General features: G+C 45.2%; 22 protein-coding genes. 12 read left to right on the forward strand and 10 right to left on the reverse strand.

What is annotated here, in order from left to right; translation table 11 throughout:
- The first annotated feature begins 2 nt into the window (after positions 1-2).
- Positions 3-1,346 (forward strand): four-carbon acid sugar kinase family protein, encoded by a 1,344-nt coding sequence (locus tag B1A85_RS12165; protein WP_104547173.1) that lies wholly within the window; start codon positions 3-5, stop codon positions 1,344-1,346.
- A gap of 36 nt (positions 1,347-1,382) precedes the next feature.
- Here the strand turns inward: B1A85_RS12165 and B1A85_RS12170 are convergent, their stop codons facing one another.
- Positions 1,383-2,465 (reverse strand): AI-2E family transporter, encoded by a 1,083-nt coding sequence (locus tag B1A85_RS12170; RefSeq protein ID WP_104547174.1) that lies wholly within the window; start codon positions 2,463-2,465, stop codon positions 1,383-1,385.
- A 446-nt stretch (positions 2,466-2,911) separates the two neighbouring features.
- Between B1A85_RS12170 and minC the strand changes: the two genes are divergently transcribed.
- From minC to B1A85_RS12195, 5 genes are all read left to right on the forward strand, one after another.
- On the forward strand, positions 2,912-3,706 hold the full coding sequence (gene minC / locus B1A85_RS12175; RefSeq protein WP_210404405.1) for a septum site-determining protein MinC: 795 nt from the start codon (positions 2,912-2,914) through the stop codon (positions 3,704-3,706).
- The gene (gene minD, locus B1A85_RS12180) at positions 3,703-4,506 is read left to right on the forward strand and encodes a septum site-determining protein MinD (RefSeq protein WP_104547175.1); all 804 of its coding nucleotides are present in this window, start codon (positions 3,703-3,705) and stop codon (positions 4,504-4,506) included. The genes minC and minD overlap by 4 nt, the downstream gene beginning before the upstream one ends.
- A gap of 27 nt (positions 4,507-4,533) precedes the next feature.
- The gene (gene minE / locus B1A85_RS12185; protein ID WP_104547176.1) at positions 4,534-4,815 is read left to right on the forward strand and encodes a cell division topological specificity factor MinE; all 282 of its coding nucleotides are present in this window, start codon (positions 4,534-4,536) and stop codon (positions 4,813-4,815) included.
- A gap of 380 nt (positions 4,816-5,195) precedes the next feature.
- Positions 5,196-6,512 (forward strand): M28 family peptidase, encoded by a 1,317-nt coding sequence (locus B1A85_RS12190; RefSeq protein ID WP_246841403.1) that lies wholly within the window; start codon positions 5,196-5,198, stop codon positions 6,510-6,512.
- A 160-nt stretch (positions 6,513-6,672) separates the two neighbouring features.
- On the forward strand, positions 6,673-7,164 hold the full coding sequence (locus tag B1A85_RS12195; RefSeq protein WP_104547177.1) for a hypothetical protein: 492 nt from the start codon (positions 6,673-6,675) through the stop codon (positions 7,162-7,164).
- 98 nt (positions 7,165-7,262) lie between these two features.
- Here B1A85_RS12195 and atpC read toward each other — a convergent pair whose 3' ends face one another.
- Both atpC and atpD read right to left on the reverse strand, forming a co-directional pair.
- Positions 7,263-7,676 carry an ATP synthase F1 subunit epsilon gene (gene atpC / locus B1A85_RS12200; RefSeq protein WP_104547178.1) on the reverse strand — a complete coding sequence of 138 codons (414 nt, stop codon included), beginning with the start codon at positions 7,674-7,676 and terminating at the stop codon, positions 7,263-7,265.
- A gap of 97 nt (positions 7,677-7,773) precedes the next feature.
- Positions 7,774-9,222 (reverse strand): F0F1 ATP synthase subunit beta, encoded by a 1,449-nt coding sequence (gene atpD / locus B1A85_RS12205; protein ID WP_104547179.1) that lies wholly within the window; start codon positions 9,220-9,222, stop codon positions 7,774-7,776.
- Between the two features lie 375 nt (positions 9,223-9,597).
- On the opposite strand from atpD, the gene B1A85_RS12210 reads away from it, so the two are divergent.
- The 3 genes from B1A85_RS12210 to B1A85_RS12220 all read left to right on the forward strand — a co-directional run bounded on the left by B1A85_RS12210 (position 9,598) and on the right by B1A85_RS12220 (position 13,510).
- Positions 9,598-11,523 (forward strand): pentapeptide repeat-containing protein, encoded by a 1,926-nt coding sequence (locus B1A85_RS12210; RefSeq protein WP_104547180.1) that lies wholly within the window; start codon positions 9,598-9,600, stop codon positions 11,521-11,523.
- A gap of 125 nt (positions 11,524-11,648) precedes the next feature.
- Positions 11,649-12,398: a pentapeptide repeat-containing protein gene (locus B1A85_RS12215; RefSeq protein WP_104547181.1), complete on the forward strand. Its 750-nt coding sequence runs from the start codon at positions 11,649-11,651 to the stop codon at positions 12,396-12,398.
- A gap of 236 nt (positions 12,399-12,634) precedes the next feature.
- Positions 12,635-13,510 (forward strand): DUF5895 domain-containing protein, encoded by an 876-nt coding sequence (locus tag B1A85_RS12220; protein WP_104547182.1) that lies wholly within the window; start codon positions 12,635-12,637, stop codon positions 13,508-13,510.
- 44 nt (positions 13,511-13,554) lie between these two features.
- On the opposite strand, the gene B1A85_RS12225 is transcribed toward B1A85_RS12220, so the two are convergent.
- From B1A85_RS12225 to B1A85_RS12240, 4 genes are all read right to left on the reverse strand, one after another.
- The gene (locus tag B1A85_RS12225; protein ID WP_104547183.1) at positions 13,555-14,745 is read right to left on the reverse strand and encodes a murein transglycosylase A; all 1,191 of its coding nucleotides are present in this window, start codon (positions 14,743-14,745) and stop codon (positions 13,555-13,557) included.
- A gap of 14 nt (positions 14,746-14,759) precedes the next feature.
- A complete protein-coding gene (locus B1A85_RS12230) occupies positions 14,760-15,011 on the reverse strand; it encodes a hypothetical protein (protein ID WP_104547184.1) in 252 nt (83 codons plus the stop codon).
- A gap of 211 nt (positions 15,012-15,222) precedes the next feature.
- Entirely contained in the window at positions 15,223-15,993 is a 771-nt protein-coding gene (locus B1A85_RS12235; protein ID WP_104547185.1) for a hypothetical protein, read from the reverse strand.
- Positions 15,994-16,490: 497 nt separating this feature from the next.
- Positions 16,491-16,958: an NADAR family protein gene (locus tag B1A85_RS12240; protein WP_104547186.1), complete on the reverse strand. Its 468-nt coding sequence runs from the start codon at positions 16,956-16,958 to the stop codon at positions 16,491-16,493.
- Between the two features lie 127 nt (positions 16,959-17,085).
- Here B1A85_RS12240 and B1A85_RS12245 point away from each other — a divergent pair, with 127 nt between their 5' ends.
- The gene (locus B1A85_RS12245) at positions 17,086-17,604 is read left to right on the forward strand and encodes a DUF2243 domain-containing protein (RefSeq protein WP_104547339.1); all 519 of its coding nucleotides are present in this window, start codon (positions 17,086-17,088) and stop codon (positions 17,602-17,604) included.
- 3 nt (positions 17,605-17,607) lie between these two features.
- On the opposite strand, the gene B1A85_RS12250 is transcribed toward B1A85_RS12245, so the two are convergent.
- Positions 17,608-19,332 carry an ATP-binding protein gene (locus tag B1A85_RS12250; RefSeq protein ID WP_168192392.1) on the reverse strand — a complete coding sequence of 575 codons (1,725 nt, stop codon included), beginning with the start codon at positions 19,330-19,332 and terminating at the stop codon, positions 17,608-17,610.
- A 249-nt stretch (positions 19,333-19,581) separates the two neighbouring features.
- Positions 19,582-20,559 carry a cysteine synthase A gene (gene cysK / locus B1A85_RS12255; protein WP_104547188.1) on the reverse strand — a complete coding sequence of 326 codons (978 nt, stop codon included), beginning with the start codon at positions 20,557-20,559 and terminating at the stop codon, positions 19,582-19,584.
- Positions 20,560-20,919: 360 nt separating this feature from the next.
- On the opposite strand from cysK, the gene cysH reads away from it, so the two are divergent.
- Entirely contained in the window at positions 20,920-21,648 is a 729-nt protein-coding gene (gene cysH / locus B1A85_RS12260) for a phosphoadenosine phosphosulfate reductase (protein ID WP_104547189.1), read from the forward strand.
- 108 nt (positions 21,649-21,756) lie between these two features.
- Positions 21,757-23,115, forward strand: coding sequence for a selenium-binding family protein (locus tag B1A85_RS12265; protein WP_104547190.1), 1,359 nt, complete (start codon positions 21,757-21,759; stop codon positions 23,113-23,115).
- Between the two features lie 38 nt (positions 23,116-23,153).
- On the opposite strand, the gene B1A85_RS12270 is transcribed toward B1A85_RS12265, so the two are convergent.
- Positions 23,154-25,367, reverse strand: a complete 2,214-nt coding sequence (locus B1A85_RS12270) for a transketolase (RefSeq protein WP_104547191.1) — start codon at positions 25,365-25,367, stop codon at positions 23,154-23,156.
- Positions 25,368-25,495: the final 128 nt, after the last annotated feature.

Here is a 25,495-nt window from a genome sequence, read left to right on the forward strand (position 1 = left end):
AGATGGCAACTCAACCCAAAATTATTGTCCTCGATGATGACCCTACAGGTTCGCAAACGGTTCACAGTTGTCTCCTTTTGACACGCTGGGATGAAGAAACACTGCGACTAGGGTTAACCGATGAATCGCCGATATTCTTTGTGCTGACAAATACGCGATCGCTACCTCCCGATCGAGCCGCCAAGGTTACAAAAGAAGTCTGTCACAACCTCAAAGCTGCGATCGCCGCCACCGGAATTACCGATTTTCTCATCGTTAGTCGCTCTGATTCTACACTACGCGGACATTACCCCATCGAAACTGATGTCATTGCCGCAGAACTTGGTCCATTTGATGCACATTTTCTCGTACCAGCCTTTATAGAAGGCGGACGCATTACCCGCGATAGCATCCATTACTTAATTGTGGATGGTATTCCAATTCCCGTACACGAAACAGAATTTGCCCGCGATTCGGTTTTTAGTTACACCTACAGCTACTTACCCGACTACGTTGCCGAAAAAAACCAAGGACGCATCCGCGCAGAGCAAGTTGAGCGATTTTTATTAAACGACATTCGTCGCGGTACAGATGTTACAGGTAAACTTTCTACCCTCGAAAGACTACAAAACTTAACAGACAATCAATGCGTTGCAGTTGATGCTGAAACGCAAGACGATCTCAATCGCTTTGCGCAAGATGTTCTCACAGCAGCAAGTCAAGGTAAACGCTTTTTATTCCGTAGCGCCGCGAGTTTACTCACAGCTTTAGCGCAGTTACCACCGCAACCCGTACCGCCAGAGGAAATGTCGCAATACGTACGCGAGGGTAAACTAGGTGTCGTACTGGTTGGTTCGCACGTCAAAAAGACAACCGAACAATTAGAAAACCTCTTGCAAGAACCCGACGTCGTAGGAATCGAAGTCGATGTCGCGCAGTTGTTAGACGACTCGCTAGAACAACCGCATCAGTTACTTACAACAACACTAGAAAAAGTCTACGCGGCGCGCGAAAATGGTAAAACTCCCGTAGTCTATACAAGCCGCCAAGAACTCGTTTTTGCCGATGTTCAGACACGATTGCAGTTTGGTATATCTGTCTCTTCGCTACTAATGGACATTGTGCGCGGCTTACCTCGCGATATTGGGTTTTTAATTAGCAAAGGAGGTATAACCTCGAACGATGTCTTGAGTACAGGTTTAGCTTTAACAACGGCACGTCTTTTAGGTCAAATTTTAGCGGGATGTTCGATCGTACGTACTCCATCCGATCACCCGCAGTTTCCCAACTTACCCGTCGTGTTGTTTCCTGGTAACGTTGGTGATGCCAATGCCTTAACAACAATTTACCGAAGACTCAAAAACTAACAAAGCGATGAAACTACTTTAACTCTGACCCCTACTTCATACGTCAAGCTTAGTATCATCGACACTCGACAAATACGCTTTGCGATCGCTGGGCGCTTTACCTCGCCATTGATCCAATACATCTTTTACCAAAACTTCTTTGAGCCAAATTTGCGTCACAATCAACAGCGGAATTGCCAGAAATAAACCTAAAAAACCAAAAAAACCGGCAAAAACTACCACTGCTAAAATTGTAAACACTGGCAGTAGCGAAACTTCTTGCTGCATAATCAGCGGCACGAGAATCAAACTTTCAACCTGTTGAATAACAACATACAAGCCAATCACAGCAACTGCTTTCCAAGGCGCATCGAGTAAGGCAAGTAAAGCTGGTGGAAAGACGCTCAGAGTAGGTCCAATATTAGGAATAAATTCAAGTATGCCTGCTAAAGCCGCATTGACGAGTGGCAGCGGTACTCTAAGCACTGATAATCCCACAAAGCTGAATAAAGCTACAAAGCACATTGTAATTAAAGTCCCTCTGATCCAGCCTATGAGTGCAGCTTCACACTCGCGCAGAATTTGATCGACGCGCCGCCGATAAAACGCTGGAAAAGTCAAAATCAAAATGCGGCGATACGGTGCAGGATCGGCAAGCAACATGATCGTGACAACGAAAAACAGCAAAAAGCTTAAAATAGCCGTCAGTGAAATGTTGACTAAGAGCAAAACATTGCCGAGGATTTGAGCTAGTAAGGTTTGCAGTTGTCCTGCAAGGTTATTAAGTAAATTGACTTCCTCGAACACTTGCCCAGGAACGACAGTTTGCAGCCAGTTGTACCATATTCTGATTCGGTCAGAGATTGCTGGTACGAGTGCTACGAGTTCTTTTAATTGGTCAATGATCCTTGGCACGATCACCGCAAAAAAGCCAGCAATCAAAGCCAACAAGACCGTCATGGTCATGGCAATAGCTATACCTCGATTGATGCGATAGCGCTGGATACTGCGCACAACGCGATTTAAAACTGTTGCGAGAACAACAGAAGCAAATATCAGCAAAACGACTTGCCGAATTTGCCATAGAATATAAAGCGCGATCGCGAAGATGAGTAAACCAAGCCATTGCCCGAACTTCACAGTATTGCCTCCATTCTTGGCTACACAGGATTGTGCTTTCAGAGGGATCAGAGGGTATGGGAATTTACTTTGATACGGATTGTGTCTATGTCTCAAGCAGTCTCGACACAAATCCTTCTTTATTTCTATATGACTGAAGTTTGCGACTTTTAACTAGCTGACCGGGCTAGTTTTGACCTCGTTTAACCCCTTCTTTGGTCACTGTAATCTGTAGAAATCTCCAGTGTCGTCCTCCCTAAGACTTGGCAGTTATACCCTTTTCACTGGAAATGTTTCTACAAACAGGCAGCTTCAGGAGAACTTTAATTGTAGTTCTCAGCTAGTGACATGGTATGAGCTACTCGCCAACGGCTTACGACTAATTGCTTAACTTAAGAATATACAGTTCTAGACCAGAACTAATCTAAGATGATATAAAGTTGGTTCGCTGCTTAAACCAGTATTGCATGACTGATTCTGCCCTGCCAGAAATAGAGACAACTCTTACCCCTCCTTCCACTAACATCGCGAACAATAACTTACAAGTTCGCCTCAAGGGTGAGGGAGAACATCTGTTATTGATTTTGCCGACAGAAGTAGAATCTTCTGCTACGGCTACAACTTGGTCGGATCTTTGGCAACAATTGAAGCAGCGGCTGAATGGTGGCGATCGCTTTTGGCAACCTAACACTGTCGTCCATCTCATGGCAACAGATCGATTGTTGGATACTCGACAACTACAAGCGATCGCAGATGCCTTAACCGAAGCACAACTTCAGTTAACTCATGTTTTCACCAGCCGCCGCCAAACTGCTGTTGCTGCTGCAACTGCGGGTTACAGTGTAGAACAACAAGCACCGATTACAAGACTGCACCAAACTGCCAATACTGCTCCTACGCCTCTTGCTGAGCCGCTATATCTACAAATGACTGTGCGCTCTGGCATCGAAATTCGTCATGCAGGCTCAGTCATTGTGTTAGGAGACCTTAATCCAGGTGGTACTGTAGTAGCAAATGGCGATATTCTAGTTTGGGGTCGTTTGCGCGGAGTTGCCCATGCAGGTGCAGCCGGTAATTCCAAGTGTCTGATCATGGCACTGCAAATGGAACCAACGCAGTTACGGATTGCAGAGTTTGTCGCTAGGGCACCGACGAACATTCCATCTCAGTTTTATCCTGAGGTAGCTTACGTCGCGCCTGAAGGCATTCGGATCGCCAAAGCTGCTGATTTTTCTAAATCCCAATTTTCTTTACCGTCATGAAGCGTATCATTGTCACTACCTCTGGTAAAGGAGGAGTAGGTAAAACCACAGTCACAGCCAATTTGGGTATGGCACTAGCCCGCTTGGGGCGGAAAGTCGTTTTAGTCGATGCCGATTTTGGTCTAAGAAACTTAGACTTGCTCCTGGGATTGGAAAATCGCATCGTCTACACCGCAATGGAAGTAGTATCGGGCGAGTGTCGTTTAGAGCAAGCTTTAGTAAGAGATAAACGCGAATCAGGCTTGGTTTTGCTTCCCGCCGCCCAAAACCGCAATAAAGAAGCGATCTCCTCCGAACAAATGAAACAATTAGTCGATTCTTTGACAGAAATGTACGACTATGTCGTCATAGATTGCCCTGCGGGAATCGAAATGGGCTTCAAAAATGCGATCGCTGGTGCAAAAGAAGCATTAATTGTGACAACACCAGAAATTGCAGCAGTGCGCGACGCAGATCGCGTTATTGGCTTACTCGAAGCCCAAGGAATCAAAAATATCCATTTGGTTCTGAACCGCCTGCGCCCCGCGATGGTACAAGCAAACGACATGATGTCGGTGCAAGATGTCCAAGAAATCCTCTCAATTCCGCTGATTGGCGTTGTTCCAGAAGATGAACGCGTTATTGTTTCGACGAACCGAGGCGAACCGCTAGTGCTATCCGAAACGGCTTCGCTTGCAGGAATGGCGTTTGAGCATATTGCCCGTAGATTAGAAGGCGAAAAAGTAGAATTTCTTGATTTGGAACCTGTCCAAGACAACTTCTTTACTCGCCTACGTAAGCTGCTGTTTTCTATTATCTAGACGATTTCTACCCCTGCATTCACTGTCATGATTACCGAATTCCTCGATAGATTCTTTCCGGTGTCGCGCAATGAAAACACAAGCCGTGATGCAGTTAAGCAGCGACTGCAACTAGTAATTGCCCACGATCGCGCCGATCTTAGCCCCCAGGCACTTGAAAAAATGCAACAGGAAATTTTAGAAGTCGTCTCGCGATACGTCGAACTCGAACCGGAGGGATTAGAGTTCTGTTTAGAAAATAACCAACGCACTACCGCACTGATTGCTAATCTACCGATCCGGCGCGTTAAAGATGTCGAGGTTCAGTAAACTAGCGGGATACTGAGTAATTGCTTGAGCAAATTAAATTGTTACGCGCTCGTCTGCGTTTATCTGTAAGAAGCGAAAAATAAGAAAACTAACATAAAGTAATCATCAAAGATATCTCATTAACAAACAATATTTCGAGCTATTTGAGTTCAGAAATTATGCGAAAATTATTGACTATTTAAACTAGTATTTGTCTGACATATTTACGTCATATCAGCGTCATATCTATCCCACAAAATTAAATAATATAGTTATCCTGCCGCTATAGTAAGTCTATTGGGGTTGTGAATCTTTCAGCAGTCTTGACTAGATATCGCAAATCTAATAGAAACGCGATCGCTGATAACTTACACAATACGTAGTTACTTACAGCTTTCCACTTGAATAAACTACACAACCCCCTATCTCCTGCTTCCCGCTCCCCAAGACCGCAACAACGGATTATTGGGCTACTGCTCGCAGGTGCAAGCGTTGCTAGTGTTGGAATTGTCGGGTGTACTCCTGTTGTTGAAGTACAAGCCGATCGCGGTAGGCTACTTAGCCAAACTGATACCGTCGCATCTAGAACTGCGCTCGCCGATGTCCAAGCTTTAGTGAAATTAGGTCCTAGAGTGACGGGAACACCCGTCATGGAGCAAGCAAGAGCTTATCTGATTGAACAGTACACTCGTGCGGGCTACGAAACACGAACTCAAACGTTTACGTACCCAAAATTTGAGGATCTTGGTTCGCATATTACAGTCAATGGTCAAATCCTCAATGGACGCGCCCTCAATGGTTCAACAGCGGGAAAACCTAGCGCGCGGCTTGTTGTCGTTCCAAATGTCGGACAGCGCTCGGATTTTGCTACGGTTGATGTCCGAGGTGTGATCGCACTCGTTCGACGCGGTGAAATTCCTTTTTTGCAAAAAGCCCAAAATGCAGTTGAGGCAGGTGCAGTAGGTGTCGTTATTGTGAATAATGAACCTGGTGAATTGTACGGCACGCTCGGTGATGAAGTACAAATTCCAGTACTCGCATTATCTGGAAAAGCAGGTAACTCTCTATTTGAGTCGCAGCGATCGCACGCAACACTTGCAGTCAATACTCGCCAGCGCACAGTCATGGGAACAAATGTCATCGCGCATCTTCCTGATGTGACGCAACCGCGCGTTGTTGTCGGCGCCCATTATGACTCGGTTCCAGGTTCACCAGGCGCGAATGATAATGCATCGGGTACTGCTGTTGTTTTGGATATTGCCCGTAACGTGGCGCAAACACCATTAGCCCGCGAAGCTTGGTTTGTTGCTTTTGACGGCGAGGAAGATGGTTTACACGGTTCTAGAGCCTTCGTAAGTCAAGCTCAACCCGACTGGTTGCAAAGTCTTGATGCCATGCTTAATTTCGATATGGTCGGTGTCAACGAGCAGTTACTTGTGGGTGGAACGCAATCACTCACTAAACTAGTGCAAGCAACACAATCTGATATTTCGACGTTTGGCGGTCAAGGTGGTAGCGATCACGCTCCTTTCGCTAGAGTCGGCGTTCCCGTACTCTTCTTCTATCGAGGACAAGAACCAAATTATCACACTCCCAACGATAAATCTGTCGATCCACGGCTACTTGATGAAACAACTCAAGTGGGGCTCAATGTCCTCAAGCAATTGCTCGGTTCGGATACCAACAATCGTATCTCCCTCAGAAAAAGCTTGTTGTAACTACCTTGAAGTATGCGGCGATCCGTACTCGAAAACGCTAGAAATATAAAGTCGTAACGAGTATGATTTATATGAGTGTTAATTAATGTGTTAATTCGAGATGTGAGGGGCAGTTAAAACGTTTATCGATTCCTTAGATTGTAGATATCCTTGCAAAGCCATGCTGAAATTGTTACCTATAGGTGCTGCCCTAGCTACTATTATTACTGCTCAGCCTGAAATACTACCATCAGCAGCAAACACCGCACAGAAAAACACGAGTACAACAGCAGCATTGGTCAAACCAGAACCAATAGTAGCTAGTACTCTACCTAACACAATCGCGCAAACGCGTTATCGCCCACCTCAACAAACCGACGACTCTGGTCAAATTGGGACATTCGTCGTCTTAGGTGCGATTGGCGCTACAGCTGCGGTGGCGATCGCTAGTAGTACAAAAAACAAACTCCCCACAGGTACGACGACTAAGCAGGGTAGTTTCGACAAAGCAAGTCCTAAACTCCAGAAGCGATTGATGACACTGCTACACAATGACCAAGCAGCAGCTAATCGTTTGATAACGAACATCAAACTCAATCACCCGCACCAATCGACAAACTGGGCGATTGAGAAGGCAATTTACGACCTAGAACGCGATCGCGGAGGTAGATGATTAAGAGCAGAGGGATAGAGGAAGCAGAGGAGAATACTGAATAATTCATCACTAGCTAATAATAACTAGTCACCAACCCCTCACTCCTCACCCCTCCTTTACAACATTCCACCAGCAGCTTGAAAGCGGGCGCGCGCTCTTTTAAGTGCTTGCCTAGCTTGAATTTGCTCTTGACGCGAGGCGTTTTGAATTTGATTTACTTTAGCTTCGGCTTGATTGTAAGCAGCACGAGCAGCTTCTAAATCAATCGTGTCGCCCCGTTCTGCACCATTTACAAGAATGGTAACTTCATCACTTTCAACTTCAGCAAATCCACCCATGAGTGCGATCGCTACCCAATTTTCATTCGAGCTAGGGCGAACTCGCATAACGCCTGTATCCAGCGCGGTTAACAGTGGTGCGTGACCGCTGAGAATACCCAACTGACCGGTAGTACTTGGTAAAATTACTTCTTGCGCAGTTGCATCCCAAATAGTTTTATCAGGTGAGATGACACGAACAGTTAAAGCCATATTTGCAAATAGGAAATACAGTAAACAATAATCAAGGTCAAATGGTAATAGGTAACTGGTAATAGATTTATGCCAATTACCGATTACCGATTACCTCTTAGCTTTTCATCTTTTCTGCTTTAGCGATCGCTTCATCGATATTGCCCACCATGTAGAATGCTTGCTCAGGTAGGTCGTCGAGTTCGCCAGAAAGAATCCGCTGGAAGCCTTTGATCGTTTCTTCAAGTTTCACGTACTTACCAGGAGAACCTGTAAAGACTTCTGCAACAAAGAATGGCTGCGACAAGAAGCGCTCAATTTTACGGGCGCGTGCTACAGTTAGGCGATCGTCTTCGGATAGTTCATCCAAACCAAGAATCGCGATAATATCTTGAAGTTCCTTATAACGCTGTAGCGTTGCTTGAACTGCGCGGGCAGTGGTATAGTGTTCTTCACCAACAACGCTAGGCTGCAACATTGTTGAAGTCGAACCGAGGGGATCTACCGCCGGGTAAATTCCTTTAGCCGCTAAACCACGCGATAGTACAGTGGTTGCATCCAAGTGCGCAAACGTTGTAGCAGGTGCAGGGTCGGTTAAGTCGTCTGCAGGGACGTATACTGCCTGAATTGAGGTAATCGAGCCTTCATTCGTTGAAGTGATTCGCTCTTGCAGCGCGCCCATTTCGGTTGCGAGTGTTGGTTGATATCCTACCGCTGATGGCATCCGTCCGAGAAGTGCTGATACTTCCGAACCTGCTTGCACAAACCGGAAGATATTATCAATAAATAGAAGCACGTCTTGCTTACTAACATCGCGGAAGTACTCAGCCATTGTTAGAGCTGCAAGACCAACGCGCATTCTTGCTCCTGGTGGTTCATTCATCTGACCGTAAACCAGCGCCACCTTAGAATCATTGAGGTTTTCTTCGTTAATTACCCCAGATTCTTTAAATTCATTGTAAAGGTCGTTACCTTCACGCGTGCGCTCGCCTACACCACCGAACACAGATACGCCGCCATGCTCTTTTGCGATGTTGTTGATCAACTCTTGAATAATGACAGTTTTACCAACGCCAGCGCCACCAAACAAGCCAACTTTACCGCCACGACGATAAGGCGCTAGTAAGTCTACCACTTTGATACCAGTTTCAAACACTGAGGGTTTTGTTTCCAACTCAGTGAGGCTCGGTGCAGGGCGGTGAATTGGGAATCTTTCTTCCGTATTTACGGGTCCCATGTTATCAACGGGCTCGCCGAGTACGTTAAAAATTCGTCCCAAGGTAGCTTTACCAACAGGTACGCTAATAGGAGCGCCTGTATCGCTCACTTCCATACCGCGAACTAAACCATCAGTAGAACTCATCGAAACGGCACGTACCTGGTTATCGCCCAGCAACTGCTGCACTTCGCAGGTCACGGAAACTTCTTGTCCCGATTCGTTGGTTCCTTTGACGATCAAAGCGTTGTAGATTTGCGGCATTTTGCCTTCGGGAAATTTAACGTCTACAACAGGACCAATAATTTGCGTAATGTAGCCAATATTTGCTTTTTCTGCGGTAGTGACCATTCTCTCGCCTCGGAGTGTAATTCAGCTATCTGGGAGATACAGTTCAATAGACTGTTTTTAAGATTATCACTGAATAGGTAGCGAACTGCACTTTCAGTGGTATTCCTGCAAAATCTATTATGGTTCATTTCGGGTGGAGAAATGCAGATTGAGCTTTGAACTGAGTGCGAATTATTCAACAAGTAAGGTAGAAGTTTGGGCAACTGCAAGCAAGCATTTGAGTTTGCCACTAATTAAGTATGCCGATTTGGTACTATGCGAGTATTCTTCAACCCTTGTTCAAATTCCTCTGTTGCCTTCTACCTTCTCATTTATTCCGGAAACCCCACGATGGCATTTGTAGATAGAGCATAATTCCTTCTTTGCAGTGTATTTATGCCCCAGGACTTCTCTGGTCAAAACCTTCAAGGACACTCGTTTAAGGGACAAGATTTAACAGGTGCTAATTTCAGCCGTGCAGATATTCGGGGAACAAACTTCACAAATGCCATCCTTAAAGAAGCTAACTTTAGCTATGCTTTCGCAGGATTACAAAGCTACTGGGTTATAGGTTTAGTTGTTCTTTCATTAGTGTTTGCGGTTGTTTTGCTTCTCAACATCAAAGCAGGACTACAATTTCGGTTATGGCCTTTGATTGGTGCGATTAATGGAGCGATCGCAGTTGCTGTGGCGATCGCCGCCTCAATCATTATTGCTGGTTCAGTCGCCGTAATCCTGCATATCGTTGTTGCTGTTTTAGTTGGTACGTTCATTTTGGTCACGAATAGCGAACCTTGGTGGACTGTTTGGACCGCTTGGGCTGTGATATTTTTAAGCGCATACGTTAGTTGGCAGGCTTTGAATAATGCGCAACAATATAACTTGGTTCGTCAAGTAGCTGTTACTATTGCAGCGATCGGTGGGACTCGATTTTGCGGTGCTAATTTAACCGATGCGAACTTTACGAAAGCCACGCTGAAAGCTGTACGGTTAAACCGCGCCGTCTTAACGCGTACGTCTTGGTTTCAAGCAAGGAAGCTTGACTTTGCTGATGTCGTAGGAACTTATCTCGCAACGCCAAAAGTCCGACAGTTAGTCGTTTCTAAAGATGGTAGCAATCAAAACTACGATCGCCTGGCGCTACAAGGTATCAATTTACAAGGTGCGAATTTAGAAGACGCAAGCTTTATTGGGGCGGATCTCACTGAAGCGACTTTACAAAAAGCAAATCTCTGCCGAGCCAAGCTGGTACGCACCCAACTTTACCATGCCAACTTGACCTCGGCTTGTTTAACTGGTGCTTATATTCAAGATTGGGCGATCGCTACTGATACCAAACTAGAGCAAGTTGAGTGCGAATACATCTATACGAGATTGCCGACAAAAGACGACCCCGATCCTTGTCGTAAACCAGATAATAAATCGGAAAACTTTAAGCCTGGAGACTTTTCTGATTTTATTGCACCTATCATCAAAACCCTCGATCTGTATCGCCATCAAAATGTCGATCCGCGTGCTGTTACGTTCAAAACGCTTGACTTATACCATCATCAAGGAATCGATCCTGGTGCAGCTGCGATTGCGCTACAGCAGTTAGCCGAGAATCATCCTCATGCTGGGTTGGAAGTCGTAGCCCTAGAAGGACGCGGACACGACAAAATTCGCTTACAAGCGAAAGTGGCAGAAAATAGCGATCGCGCCCAACTAAGTGCAGAATACTTCGCTAACTACAGCGAAATTAAAGCTTTACCCTACAAGGATATGCAAGCATTACTTGCAGGAATTGCCGAGAAAGATCAACGCATTCGCAGCTTAGAAAATATGGTTGTGACCGCGATTCAAAGCAATAAATTTTACGCAGAAACTTACTATAACTTTGGAGATACCATGTCTGATAATCAAGGTAGTGTCAATATCAGTGGCGTTCAAGGTGGCGTTAGCGGTGTTGCAGCAGCGGGTCAAAACCAAAATATGACAGGAGTCGCGATCGGTCAAATTAGCGGTGCTGTCACAAATACGATTAGCCAACTGCAAAATGCTGATACTCCTGAAGCAGAACAACTGGCGAAGTTACTTGCGCAGTTAAAAGCAGCAATTGACGATGAGGACAATTTAAACTCTGAGGACAAAACTGAGGCACTAGAACAGGTAAAAGTTTTAGCAGAGACAGGACAACAACCACAAGCAGGAATGCAAAATGCTGCAAAAACTGCAATCAAGATCCTTAAAGGTACTGCGGCTAGTCTACCAAGTGCGACTGCTTTTGTTGAAGCGTGTAATAAATTATTGCCAGCAGTTGCAAAATTATTGATTTTGTGCTGAGTAAATTCAGATATGCGATCGCATCTTGACGAATCGAGTTTCTAGCAGCTTTCCTCAGTCGCACGGAAGATGGCATCCGCGTTGAGTATCCTCGACGATCAAATTTGACTTAAGAAGTAACCGCAATGGATACCGACGAACTTCTCACAAAGTACGCAGCCGGGGAAAGAAACTTTAGTGGCGAAAACTTGCGCTCTGCTGATTTAACTCGCGCAACACTCAACGCCGCCGACTTCAGTGAAGCGATATTAAGTGACGCCATTTTAACTCAAGCCGAATTAAGTGAAGCAAACCTTAGCCGCACAATTTTGACAAAAGCAGACTTAACCGAAGCTGTGTTAGCCGGAGCTAAGCTAACTGGTGCAATTTTAACCGAAGCAGAACTTAGCCGAGTTAATTTATACGATGCTTTTATGCTGGGTGTGAACTTGACAGGAGCGAATGTAACAGAAGGTAACTTGGGTGGAGCTAACCTAAGTCAGGGAAATCTGAGTGGCGTGAATTTGAGTGGCGCAAACTTAGCTCAAGCAAACTTGAAAGGAGTCAACCTAACCGAGGCAAACTTGAGTAAAGCAGATTTAACGGAAGCTGATTTAAGTGGCGCAGATCTGAGTGGTGCGACGTTGAGTGGTGCGATTTTGAGTGATGCTAATTTAAGTGATGCAATTCTCAGTCGAGCAATTCTGACTCTAGCAGTATTGCAAGGAGCAAATCTGAGTGGTGCTGTGTTGAGTGGTGTCAATTTAACCGAAGTTAACTTAGAAGGCGCAAACCTCAGTAAAGCTGTTTTGACTAGTGTGAACCTTACAGAGGTTGACTTGAGTCAAACAAATCTAAGCGGAGCAACCATGCCTGATGGTAGCACCCACGAGTAAATCGCTCAAAGATTTTGAAGTCTTATTTACCTTCCAATCCTGAAGCAACCAAGCAGATTTAAAGTCTCCCAAAGTTGGGGGATTAAGGGAGCCGGGGTGGTACAGCTACTTAACAATTCGTACCTTAATTCAGCAATACCTAAAAAATAACCGTATTTTTACGGGAGTCGTTGTTGTAGAAACTGGGAACTCTTGATGACAAATATCTTCTTGTCAACCTTATTTTATATATTGCAATGATTTCATCAGTGACGCATATTCCCAGCTTTGATTTTGATGATGATAAATTTAAAGCACCTGCTTCGGAGATACTACCTTGGTGTCAAATGATTAACCCGCAATGGGGTGAAAATGGATTAAAGCCGTATGGATTGGCGATTACGCAGGAGAATGCAAAACTTGTTGGTTTTACACCTGATGAAAATTGGCAGCAGGTAGAATATACTTTTGCTTCAGGCGAAATAGTTCAGTTGTCGATCGCAAAGACTCCGCGAATATTAGTTTTGCATCGCGGACCTGTTTGTATCAAAGATCGCACGACAAATACAACTTTAGGTCGTCTTGTAGATCATTACGAAACTTTTACCAACGAGAAGCCAAAATTTAAAACGTTTACGCGCTATCTCGTTTTCTTAGTAGGAAAAAATCAAAAGCTGCTGCATCATTCTCCATTACGCCTGACAGTGAGTGGTGCTGCTGGAGCAAGTTTTAGTACAGCATTTCGTACTTCAAAAAATGGTCAAGTAACGAGTGGGTTTACGTTAGAACTAGAAAAAGCTTATGCGGCATTTCGTCAGCAACCCTTCGCGGCTAAAAGTGGACTATTTCACGCGCACGGCGTTTTTTGCCCCATTATTACCTCTGAAGAAAGAGGAACAGCACCTAACAAAGCTTTAGTGGCTGTTACGGTAGACTACGAGCATCCGACAGCAGAGAACTTAGTAAACTATTTAATTCCGACAAATTCAGAGGAATCTGCTGTTATCTGTCAGACATTTGCAGCCTATCAAGATTTTGGTAAAGAACAACCAAAATTAGAAACTGCTGAAGTAGCGGAGATTGCTGAGAGCGATCGCTTTGATGAATACGATTTTGATGCTGCGCCTTATTAAGTAAATAGCAAGGGGACAAGCACGATGTCCCCTACTACTTGAATCTATTTCAGCAACAGATAGTATAAGTGCCCGCGATTGCCAGTAACTCCAGCGCGATCGCCTGCTAGCTTACCCGTTCCCATGAAATAATCCACGCGTCCTGGTCCTTTAATCGCCCCACCCGTATCTTGATCTAAAACATAGCGGCTCACTAAGCGGTATTCCATGCTACCTGTAAAATCGTTAGGAAACGGTAGTTGCGTATGAATTAATGCTAAAGCACCAGGTGGCATTAGCGATTTATCCGTTGCGATCGAACGATCGGCGGTGACGGGTACTCCCAGAGAACCAACGGCTGGCGCGCCTCCTGTTTCTCGGAAGAACACAAAACCACGATTACGCGGTAGATAATTATTAAGTTCGGCGGGGTATTGCATAAAGTAGTTAATCATTACAGGTAACGTCAAACCTGCTAGAGGTAATTTGCCGTCTTTGGCTAACTCTTTACCAATGCTGGTGTAAGGGTAGTCTGTCTTTCCTGCAAAACCGATCGAAATCATGTTTCCATCAGTGAGTTGCAGTCTTGCTGAACCTTGAATTTGGGCTAAAAATGCCTCCAAGCGATCGCGTAGCCAAACAATTTCTAACCCCTTGAGTCTACTTTTGTCGCCTAACAAACCATCTTTACCTTCGAGTTCTTGGCGAGTAGGATGCGGTTTGCGCCAAGATTTGAAATTCGGTGGTAGTCGATACAACGGATAACGAAATTCTGCGGTGGGAACGCGGCTGGCTTGATAAATTGGTTCATAGTAGGCAGTGTAGAGAACATCACCTTTGCCATCCATGCCTGTAGACTGGTAAAACACAAACTCGCGCGCTACCGCAGCTTGTAGTTCTTCGGGTGAATTTGAACGCACAACTAATTGCCGAAAACGCTCTAAACTACGTTGAACGCGATCGCGAGTGATTGCTGTTCCCCGATAGCGTCGGTACGCAGCTGTGGCTGCTGGGGATTTAATATAACGTAAACTATGATCGATTGCTGTGAGTAGGGCGTGTTTATCTCCAGGTTGACCGCTTTGACCCCAAAAAATTTGCTCGTCGAACCCTAGTGGTTCGTGACAGCAATCAGTATTTTGCTTTTGAGCGCGTTGTGCCTCAGAAACAGGTCGCAATGGTATCCGCGCCACCGCAGCTTCTGTTGTCAAGATAGCAAAGGCTATTAGGGTCATCAAAGCAGTTTTTTTTCTCATCGTTCACTCCATCACTAAAATCTTTCCACACTAGAGCTAAATATCGGTTCCACCCGAATTGCAATAATCCGCGAGGGACGCACTACCAGGTATTCTCCTTGAATATTTTTGATCGGTACGCTAATAAAGTCATTTGAAGCTGCCTTTGGTGTAAATTCATTGCTGTACCACTTCTGAAATTCTTGGATTGTGGGAAAACGCACTTCTTCCCTGTGTCCGCCCTCGATTAGAAGATGTACTACGTATTCGTTAGGAGTTCTTGGCATACAAATAAAGTGAATCTACGAATGCATCGCATTCATTTCTAACTGACTCGACTCGCAATTGAGAAGAGGTGGTAGAAAAGGTCAGGGCTCAGAAGTCAGGGGTCAGGGTTAAAATATATCGCTTGACAAGCTAGGAACTAGGAGTAAAAAGCTAGTCAAAGCTCTATTAATAGCCTCTACCTCCTACCTTCTGCTTCCTCAGCAAACCAAATTACACAAATAAGTTGAATCGCTGAAGTTGAGTTTCCATGACTTGAGGCAGTATTTTACCAAGTTCTTTGGTGTTATTAAATTGCAAAAATTGATACTTGGGCAAATCAAAGGGAAATTGTCCGGATAAATCTTTCCTCTGCATCTGCGCGAGAATAATTTGCTCAGTTCGTTTGCTTTGCAGCGCATAGCCAATTTCGACACAGACGTTTGGACTTGGAATTAACTGCGGCTTCTCTTGGCTTTCAATACTTGTAATTGGTGTGGTATCGGCAATAAATAATAAACTTTTACGAATCTTGCGCATTGCGGTGCTATTTAAGCGGATAGCACTATCACTGTGGCGTTGTGATTCTATTAACGATAACTCGATTCGCGATCGCTTATTTAAGGCAGCAATCGCGTTTTGTAATTCTTCTCTTAAAGCTTCAGTTGCAGGTGCATACTCGGTTTGATGACAAAAAAAGATTGTTGGCTCTAGCAATGCCGCGATCGTTTGCTTGGTAAAATAAATTTCATGGCTACTCAGGTCAATATTCGCAATGGTATAACCGCCGCTGCCTTCGATGTAAAATTCGACGTTCTCTCCTTGCAAGTAGCGCTGAAACCATTGTGTCTGTTTGACTTGCTCGCGATCTTCTAAAAAATCTGCCCTAAGTGCAGACTTTAATAAACTGTTTTTACTGAGGCGCAGATCGTGAGGACGTTTTTCTAATTCTTCTAACGGTTCATATTCTTGAATATACCAAGCTTTTAGAGCAATAATCGCCATACTATGCGCTGTTTATGCTGTTTTGTTTTAACAATTCTACTCTAAAGCAAAACAACACCCAATACTCTACTAACTAAGGCACTTCCTCTCTTAAGATTAGCTTCCCAGGGTTGTATCAATTTAGATACATCGCCCCCACTTTACCATTACGAGGAAATATTAGCATTCGACTTGGGTGTTGTTTTTTATTTGACGAGACAGATGATAGTTAAACAGCGCTTTTACCTCTCAACTAACTTGTTTTTTCTTAGGCTGTTGTATCTGCCAGGGAAGCTTTATTAGCTTCAATTTTTAACTTAAACATTTAATCTTTAACATGCAAGTAAATGCAATCAAACTTTACCTAATCCTTGTTCTAAGACATTGATAATCGAGCGACTTCAAGCCAAGGCGCAAATAACTAGTCATTGATGAAATACATAAATTACGCAAGTAAAAGCTCAGTGAAGATAAAGTTATGTGAACGGTTTAACGTTCATAAAAAAAGCGATCGCAACCTAGCAGCAGTCTTTGGTCGCAGATATTGCACGAATTTGTGCGCGTACGCTCATGAGAATTCCACCAAGATGGTTTTGACCTGTTTTGTCGGCGCCACAACCCCAGTAATAATCAGTAGGTGAATTCTCCACAAGCAGAGCGTCGCCGGTAGCGAGTAAGACTGCTTGAATGTCTTTGTGGGTGAGAAATTTTTGTAATACAGCTTCATGCATGACAGAAATTTTGACTTGCTCCCAGTCTGAACGCACCTGACGCCTACAGTCGCGTCCTAATGCAGCAGCTTCCTCTGGCGTTTTTACAGCATGAATAACAGGGATAATTGCGGCTTCTGGGGTTCCGACAAACTTTTGTGCTTGGTAGTAGTGTTCGACGGTTTGCCAGTACTTACCTTGTAAAAAAACTCCATGAGGTGAAAAGTTGGAGAAACAGCCATAAGGCTCATTCACTTTATAAAAGTAAATCGTCATCTTCCGCAAATCTCTGACACGCCAAGTTCTATCATGCCTGTAGATAGAGCAAGCACTGAAATTTCGCATCTAAAATTAAATGGCAGCACGTACTGCAAGGCAATCGTTAGGTGATGAAGGTTTTTCTATGGTGGTGAGTAAAGCAACGCAACGCTACAGCCCACTCATTGTTGCTGGTGTTTTTCTCGGTCTAGGTTTAGGAGGGTTCTTCGACGGCATTATACTGCACCAAATCCTCCAGTGGCATCATATGCTGAGTAGCATTCGACCTGCTACAACCGTCTCCGAATTAGAGTTAAATATGCTAGGCGATGGTTTATTTGAGGCAGGCACGTGGGTTATGACGATTGTCGGAGTTGCGTTACTCTGGCGTGCTGGTAAGCGTGAAGATGTCCCTTGGTCATCGCGTACCTTTTTTGGCTCTATTCTTGTCGGTGCAGGACTGTTTAATTTAATTGAGGGCTTGATTGACCATCAAATTCTTGGTATTCATCATGTCAAACCAGGTGCAAACGAGTTAATTTGGGACATTAGTTTTCTGGCAATCGGTGCAATTTTGGCAACTATCGGATGGTTGTTGATTCGCGCCGAAAAGCTTTCAGACGATCGCCAAGTTTACTCGCTTAACCAATTTGAAAATCAGTAATTGCTATGGCGTTACAGTACGAGTAGTCAGTTCAGCCACAACGGCAACTAAATCATACGGTTCAATTGGTTTGGGAAGATGCTTTTGAAAACCTGCTGCAAGAGCCTGCTGTCGGTCTCGATCGCTAGCATATGCAGTGAGAGCGATCGCGGGAATTTGTCCGCCTTGTTCTGCTGACAGGTTGCGAATTTGCCGCATCAGCGTATAGCCATCGATTTGAGGTAGTCCAATGTCAATAATAAGTAAATCTGGCTGAAAGCGCGGTAGGGTATTAAGTGCATCAGTTGCAGTACTTGCTCGCGTCACTTGAGCGCGATGCTGTTCGAGGACAAACGTGACAAACTCTTGCGTACCTGCGTCGTCCTCTACTACTAAAACTTTAGTATGACTTAAATCTAAGTCGGGTTTTGGCAGTTCAGTGTTTGCAGGTGACTTTTGCGGAGTCGCTATCAGCGGTAGTTTAATCGTAAAGGTGGCGCCTTGTCCCACACCAGGACTTTGAACTGCGATCGTTCCGCCGTGTGCTTCAATGATTTGTCGCGAGATCGCAAGTCCTAACCCTAAGCCACCAAAGCGGCGTGTAATTGAACTATCTTCTTGCCGGAAACGGTCAAATACATAAGGTAGAAAATCAGGGTGAATACCTTGTCCATTATCACTAATTGTAATTTGCGCGTAGCGTTCTACGCGTTCAAGTACTATCTCAATCAAACCGCTTTCAGGTGTAAACTTAATGGCATTAGAAAGCAAGTTCCAAATGACTTGTTGCAGCCTACCTGCATCGCCCATCACTTGCCCGACTGTCGCATTCAGCGTTGTTTTAATTTGAATTGACTTAGCTTCGGCTGCGAGACGCACGGTCTCCAAGGCTTCAGAGATTGGAGTCACTAAGCTTACAGCAGTTAAATTAAGCGTCAGTTTACCTTGAATAATCCGTGATATATCCAGAAGATCGTCAACGAGTTGCGCCTGGCGTTTGGCGTGTTGCTCAATACTGGCTAAGGCTTCTTGCAGCTTAGCTTCAGGTAATTTGTTTGATTGTAAAAGTTTTGACCATCCCAGAATAGGAGTTAGTGGGGTTCTGAGTTCGTGCGAGAGTGTCGCTAAAAATTCATCTTTAACACGGTTCGCAGCTTCGGCTTCAGTTCGCATTGCTTGTTCGCGTTGTAGCAGGCGATCGCGCTCTTGCTCCATAAGTTTGCGGGCGGTGATATCGCGCTGAATCGCAATAAAGTGCGTAATTGAGTGGTTAATATTACGAATTGGGGTAATATTCCATTCCACAAAAAATTCTGTGCCGTCTTTGTGATAGTTAATTGCCTCACCGTGAAATGGTATGCCCTTTAAAAGATGTTGACGCAAATTCCTCAAAACTTTACGGTCTGTTTTAGCACCTTGAAGTAAACGCGGCGTTTTTCCCAGCACTTCTTCAATCGCATAACCTGTCATCTGGCTAAAGGCTGGATTCACAAAGACGATTTCCGGTCCTGGAGGATCGAGTTTTTCTGTTGTGATCAGAATCGAATCGCGCGATTGCTGTACCGCTGAGAGCAACAACCGAATCGTTTCTTCTGTCACTTGTAGTTCTCGTAAAGCTGTACTTAATTGCTCTAAAGCTATCGTTATTTGACTTTGCTGTTGTGAGGGCAATAAGCTAGCGTTTTGTTGCAGTTCAGTTAGGTGCGCGTGCATATCCTGAATCTGCTTGATAAACTCGTCTCCGTTCACTGGCTGGAATAGTATCTTGATTGATGTTCACTTTTTATTGTGAACTATTGTAAACAAGATTATGAAACTCCAGTGTTAGCACTTTGAGAGATTTTAAATGTGAGATGCGTGGCAATTAATCTAACTGAAAGACTGAGGAAGCGGTCACTGGTAAGTGGTAATTGGCTAATTGATAGCAATCAGCATTAGCTATTGGCTCTTATTTGATCGCTAGATGCTTTCCGATTACCAATTACCAATTCTCTAGCCTTATTTATCAGCGCCAATTCCCGCCAAAGCAGGGGTTTCTGCAAGATCTTCGCGAAACATTGCTGTACTCAAATAGCGTTCGCCAAAGCTCGGTTGAATCATGACGATCAATTTCCCCTCGTTTTCGGGGCGTTTTGCAACTCGAATTGCCGCTGCTAGAGCCGCACCAGAAGAAATACCTGAGAGCAATCCTTCTTCGCGTGCTAAACGGCGACCATAATTCATAGCATCATCATCTTTGACCGTGATGATTTCATCAATTAAGTCGGTACGTAAAATTTCTGGAATGAATCCTGCACCGATTCCTTGAATTTTGTGTCCGCCTGGATTACCACCAGAAAGAACTGGGCTAGCGATAGGTTCTACCGCGATCGCTTGAAAACTCGGTTTACGTGCTTTAATGACTTCAGCAACGCCAGTAAGTGTCCCGCCTGTGCCGACGCCAGCGACGAGAATATCAACTTCACCATCCGTATCTGCCCAAATCTCTTCAGCGGTTGTCTCGCGATGAATTTTCGGATTTGCTGGATTGCGAAACTGTTGTGGCATAAATGAATGCGGAGTTTTTGCCGCAATTTTTTCTGCACGCGCGATCGCGCCACGCATTCCTTCCGAACCAGGTGTCAGAATCAATTCCACACCATAAGCTTTGAGCATCGTTTGCCGTTCAATGCTCATCGTATCCGGCATTGTCACAATTAACCGATAACCTTTAGCCGCTGCGACCATTGCCAAAGCAATACCTGTGTTACCCGAAGTCGGCTCGACTAAGACAGTTTTTCCAGGCTCAATTAAACCTGCTTCCTCGGCGGCTGCGACCATACTGACACCGATACGGTCTTTGACAGAAGCCGCGGGATTCATTCCTTCTAGCTTGACGACGATTCGTCCCACACATCCTTCTGATTGTGGAATGCGATTGAGTTGTACTAATGGTGTTCGACCGACTAACTGAGTAATATCTTGAGCAATTCGCATCGTTTTACAGGCTCTACCAGCCACAGCTTAACAGGTAATTTCATTATACTACGGTTACCCGATAGGTTTTTAGGATTTTAATACTTGCTTTGGATTTCTTTCTATGTCATACTTTGAGTTGCTCAAGAAAGTAAAGTACGATATTCCTACCAATTTACCGTAGATTAAAATAGGAGAGGATACCCAGCATTAGCAATATTTGTCAAAGGAAACAAGGAGTGGCACTAAGCGATCGCTCGTGCCGCTGTATAGCTAGAAAAGCTTAAACTTGTAACAATGTGACAGAAGCGCGAGTAGCTGTTGGGTGTACTTTCACGAAGTCAGAAAAAGCCCCGTCGAACGATCAAAAAAAGCTAACTTATGCTCCTTCAAGATGTCGCAGTAGATACAACACAAAGTTTTGATTTAGACAAACTGAATCAGCGCTTTGCCGAAGTTCATCCAATTAATATCCTGGGGTGGTGCCTAGAAAATTTGCGTCCTGGGTTAGTTCAAAGTAGCGCTTTTAACGTTAATGGTATGGCAATTATGCATATGCTGTACCAAATCGAGCCCGATCCTCCAGTACCAGTTTTATTTCTAGATACGCTACACCATTTTCCAGAAACTTTGGAGCTTGTCCGCGACGCCCAAAAGCTTTACAAGTTAGATCTACACGTGTATCGAGTTCCTGATGTCGATTCGCGGGAAAGCTTCGCGGCGCGCTACGGAGAAGCGCTGTGGGAAAAAGATTTTGAGAAATACCATTATTTAACGAAAGTTGAGCCACTTCAGCGGGGCTTGCGTGAATTAGGTGCAACAGCTTGGATTACCGGAAGACGCCGCGATCAATCGTCAACGCGATCGCATACTCCAATTTTTGAACGCGATAAACACGGACGACTGAAAGTTAACCCCTTAGCCTGTTGGACGCGCCAAGATGTGTGGAAGTATGTCATGAGACACAACGTGCTTTACAATCCATTACACGATCGCGGCTATCCAAGTATTGGCGACGAACCAACAACAACGCCAGTAAATGCAGGTGAAGACGAACGCGCAGGGCGCTGGCGAGGTATGGGGAAAACTGAATGCGGTATTCATTTGTAACCTCACTCGGACACAACGCCATCTAAACTGGAATTATAGAGTCAGGGGTCAAAGGTCGGAAATCGGGAACTTTGATTCTAAAATCTTACTGCTTTTGGTGTAAGAGATATGAGCAATCACAATCATGCTTGTTGCGGACCAGGTTACGCGTCGCCAGCAGCTGCAATCCAAGCCGAACGCGAAAAATTACTTTATACGATCGCGCTCTACACAGGGACAGGAATCGAAGAACCTGACTACTTAGCAACGATCGACGTCGATCCTAACTCTCCGACCTATTCGCAAGTGATTCATCGCTTGCCGATGCCGTATATTGGTGACGAATTGCATCATTTTGGTTGGAATGCTTGCAGTTCGTGTCATGGCGATGCGAGTAAATCGCGGCGCTTTTTGGTAGTTCCTGGTCAAAGATCGAGTCGAATTTATATTATCGATGTTGCCGAGGAGCGATCGCCCAAAATCCACAAAGTCATTGAACCTGAAGAAATTATCCAAAAGACGAATCTAACCGCGCCGCATACAGTACATTGCTTAGCAGACGGTCACGTGATGATTTCGATGTTGGGCGACAGCGAAGGTAATGCGCCTGGTGGTTTTTTATTACTCAACGCGGATTTTGAAATTGCAGGACGCTGGGAACTCTCCTCAGGAATGAACTTCAACTATGACTTTTGGTATCAACCGCGCCATAACGTCATGGTTAGCAGCGAGTGGGGCGCGCCAAAAACGTATTACCCTGGCTTTGACCTTGACGATGTCACCAATGGTAACTACGGTCGTCACCTACACTTTTGGGATTGGTCGCAGCATAAAATCATCCAAAGTGTAGATTTAGGTCAGGAAGGGTTAATTCCGTTAGAAGTTCGGTTTCATCACGATCCTGATAGTACCCATGGCTTTGTCGGCGCAGCACTCAGTAGTAATGTATGGCATTGGCACAAACCAAACGGACAATGGCAGGTCGAGAAAGTGATTGATGTTCCGCCGGTCGAGATCGAAGGTTGGGCAATTCCTGTACCGTCGCTGATTACAGATATTCTCATTTCCATGAGCGATCGCTATTTGTATTTCTCCAACTGGCTGCATGGTGACATTCGTCAGTATGACATTAGCGATCCATCACACCCCAAACTGACAGGACAAGTTTGGTGCGGTGGCTTGCTGGGTAAAGGTGGTGAAGTTCAAGGACGTAAGCTTCAAGGTGGACCGCAAATGCTGCAGTTAAGTCTTGACGGTAAGCGGCTTTACGTCACCAACTCGCTATTTAGCACCTGGGATAATCAATTTTATCCAGACTTAGCAAAAAGTGGTTCGTATATGTTGCAGATTGACTGCGACACCGAAAACGGCGGTCTAAAAATTAATGAAGACTTTTATGTAGACTTTGGTAAAGAACCCGCAGGTCCCGCACGCGCGCACGAGATGCGCTACCCTGGAGGCGATTGCACTTCGGATATTTGGATCTAGAATGAAAAGTCCCCCAATAATTTGGGGGATTCATGGGGCTAACTCACTAATTCCATCGCACGTTTCACAAAATTCTCCGCAGTTAAGCCATTGAGTGCCATAAGCTCCGCAGGGCTAGCCGTTGTTTCTCCGCGTTTCCAAGCAAACGTGTCGCGTTTAGCGGTACTGCGCAGCATGATTGGTTCGAGCATTCCGCTCGCACCTGCCGTTACCCCAATTAAAGCATCGCCACCGAATAACTTTTCAAATTCTGCATCATCAAGGAAATCGCCATCAGGTTCAGCGCAGCTATCCCACGCCACATCACTCGGACGATACAAGCGACGAGGATTGACAACCGATACAACTCGTACGCCGACTTCTTGGACAGCAAGCGCCGACGCAGCTTCTAACACTGGTAGCAATACCATATCACCAACAACGGCAAACACAACAGTTTTACTTCCAGAGGCTTCTTGTAGCGCGATCGCGCCATCTTCTATTGCTTTTCTTCCTTGTGCAAACGTGGTGCGAATTGGTAAGGGTGACTTACTTGCGGTGATGACAATACCTTTATTCTTCGTTGTCAACGCCCACTCGTAGGCAACTTGAATAGAGTTAGCATCAGGAGGGAAGATGGGAAAGACATTACCATTGCGCATCATCGCGGCAAAATATGCTTCCACTTCTGGGCGTTGGTGCGTCCAACCGTTACGCCCTTGTTCTAATGCGCCAGCCGTAAATAAAGTTACTGTTGAAGGTGTGGGGCGACGTAATTCTGCCATTGCTTGTGTCACAGTTTGCCAAATCGGTAAACCATTGATCGCAAAAGATTCGTAGGAACACCACAACGTGCGGCTACCCATCAGTGCAGAACCTGCGGCTAAACCTGCGCAAGCATCTTCGCTGAGTGGTTCGTAAACTTGTCCGCCAGGTTTTTGATTGTACAGCGGGTCTTCGGTCGGGTGAATGATTTTTAAGGCTTGGTTGATATTGGCAATTCCCGACGCTTCGTTACCATCCGCATTCGTCACCAAGAAGTTGCGATCGCATTCGCCGACTTTCCCTACCAATCGTCCCATCGCGGTTGTTGCCACTTTCGGATCGCCGCCTATAGGGTATTCTTCTAAGGGTAAGTCTTTAATTTCTGGTAATTCTAAAACCGATTCTGTCACGACAACGCGACTCGCCGGACCTCCTCCCGCACGTTCAAAGTTGGTGCGTACCAGTTGCCAAGCTTCTGGGGCTAAGGCGCGGGCTTGCAGCGCCTTGACAATATCTGGATTATCCAGCGTGTGCATGGCATAGAGGTTGTGCGATTTTGCGCCTCGTGCGTGGACTCCAGCACCTTTTAATTGTTTGATAATGAGTACTGTGCGCGTTCCACTTAATGCCGATTTGGCGGCTTCGTCAGCGGCGATTAACACTGCTTTGGTAAACGCTAACCGTTGCTTGAAGGAAAACGCGGTACTATCTACATAATTTCCTGGTTGGTCTTGGTCGTCAAAGTCTTTGGCATCGACTAGCACAACTTCTTCAAAGCCGTTACCGTGCCAATAAGTCATCATTTGCTCGTTCGACTGCGTGGAAACCATACTATGATGCTCTTGGCTAAACCCATTCCACACCAGCACGGGTAAAAAGTTCGTCATGCCTGGATACGCCGTATGGAAATGCGCCATACTGCTCATAATGTAAGGTTCGCCTAATCCACCGTCGCCAATTGTTACAGGAAACAGTTTGTCAGGATGCAGTCGCGCAGCTGCCATTGCAAAGTGTTGCCCTTGTCCTAACGGACCCGCGGGTGAGAGAATTCCTGGAATGTAACCGGATAAGTGCCCGAGTAAGCCGTGATGTTCGCGAAAGCGATCGCGCAGTTGTTGTACTGTTTCGATACCCATATCTTCCAGCGATCGGTCGAGGAACATCGCACTATAAAAGCCTGGGGCGTGATGTCCCACTTCGGTGACAATGTTTTTGTGTCCTAGCATGACTAGTGCGGCAAACGCTTCGACTTGACTGGCAAATCCGCCTGGATGTCCTGAAGCTTTGCTTGCTGTAATTTGTAACGTTAGATAACGCAGCGCATCAGCAGCAAGTAGCGTTTGAAAAACTACTGCTGGATCTTCAGGATCGCTAATCGACGTATTACCAGAGGCGATCGCGGCTTCTCTACCATAAGTTTCAAATTCGGGCAGCATTTCTCCAAAATACTGAATTCCCTCGCAGAAATCTGGAGTTGCTAACTTTGCCGCTTGCGTCGATGCCGTCATGCTCAATTTCCTCTGTAATTACAGTACTGTTGTTGATGTGACTTAATAACGATTTTACAATTTCCTCATTTCCGAAATTATTACTTCTACTTCTCACAAAAATCAATTCTAGTAATCTAAATTTTTGA

The organism is Chroococcidiopsis sp. TS-821 (assembly GCF_002939305.1).
Lineage (GTDB): Bacteria > Cyanobacteriota > Cyanobacteriia > Cyanobacteriales > Chroococcidiopsidaceae > Chroogloeocystis.

Bases quoted from the DNA above. Each gene is read 5' to 3' on its own strand.
- atpC (WP_104547178.1), bottom strand. From the start codon at position 7,676: ATGGCTTTAACTGTTCGTGTCATCTCACCTGATAAAACTATTTGGGAT.
- B1A85_RS12230 (WP_104547184.1), bottom strand. From the start codon at position 15,011: ATGCCAAGAACTCCTAACGAATACGTAGTACATCTTCTAATCGAGGGC.
- B1A85_RS12265 (WP_104547190.1), top strand. From the start codon at position 21,757: ATGAGCAATCACAATCATGCTTGTTGCGGACCAGGTTACGCGTCGCCA.
- B1A85_RS12225 (WP_104547183.1), bottom strand. From the start codon at position 14,745: ATGAGAAAAAAAACTGCTTTGATGACCCTAATAGCCTTTGCTATCTTG.
- B1A85_RS12215 (WP_104547181.1), top strand. From the start codon at position 11,649: ATGGATACCGACGAACTTCTCACAAAGTACGCAGCCGGGGAAAGAAAC.
- B1A85_RS12240 (WP_104547186.1), bottom strand. From the start codon at position 16,958: ATGACGATTTACTTTTATAAAGTGAATGAGCCTTATGGCTGTTTCTCC.
- atpD (WP_104547179.1), bottom strand. From the start codon at position 9,222: ATGGTCACTACCGCAGAAAAAGCAAATATTGGCTACATTACGCAAATT.
- minC (WP_210404405.1), top strand. From the start codon at position 2,912: ATGACTGATTCTGCCCTGCCAGAAATAGAGACAACTCTTACCCCTCCT.
- B1A85_RS12210 (WP_104547180.1), top strand. From the start codon at position 9,598: ATGCCCCAGGACTTCTCTGGTCAAAACCTTCAAGGACACTCGTTTAAG.
- B1A85_RS12245 (WP_104547339.1), top strand. From the start codon at position 17,086: ATGGTGGTGAGTAAAGCAACGCAACGCTACAGCCCACTCATTGTTGCT.
- minD (WP_104547175.1), top strand. From the start codon at position 3,703: ATGAAGCGTATCATTGTCACTACCTCTGGTAAAGGAGGAGTAGGTAAA.
- B1A85_RS12220 (WP_104547182.1), top strand. From the start codon at position 12,635: ATGATTTCATCAGTGACGCATATTCCCAGCTTTGATTTTGATGATGAT.
- B1A85_RS12270 (WP_104547191.1), bottom strand. From the start codon at position 25,367: ATGACGGCATCGACGCAAGCGGCAAAGTTAGCAACTCCAGATTTCTGC.
- cysK (WP_104547188.1), bottom strand. From the start codon at position 20,559: ATGCGAATTGCTCAAGATATTACTCAGTTAGTCGGTCGAACACCATTA.
- B1A85_RS12195 (WP_104547177.1), top strand. From the start codon at position 6,673: ATGCTGAAATTGTTACCTATAGGTGCTGCCCTAGCTACTATTATTACT.
- cysH (WP_104547189.1), top strand. From the start codon at position 20,920: ATGCTCCTTCAAGATGTCGCAGTAGATACAACACAAAGTTTTGATTTA.
- B1A85_RS12165 (WP_104547173.1), top strand. From the start codon at position 3: ATGGCAACTCAACCCAAAATTATTGTCCTCGATGATGACCCTACAGGT.
- B1A85_RS12235 (WP_104547185.1), bottom strand. From the start codon at position 15,993: ATGGCGATTATTGCTCTAAAAGCTTGGTATATTCAAGAATATGAACCG.
- minE (WP_104547176.1), top strand. From the start codon at position 4,534: ATGATTACCGAATTCCTCGATAGATTCTTTCCGGTGTCGCGCAATGAA.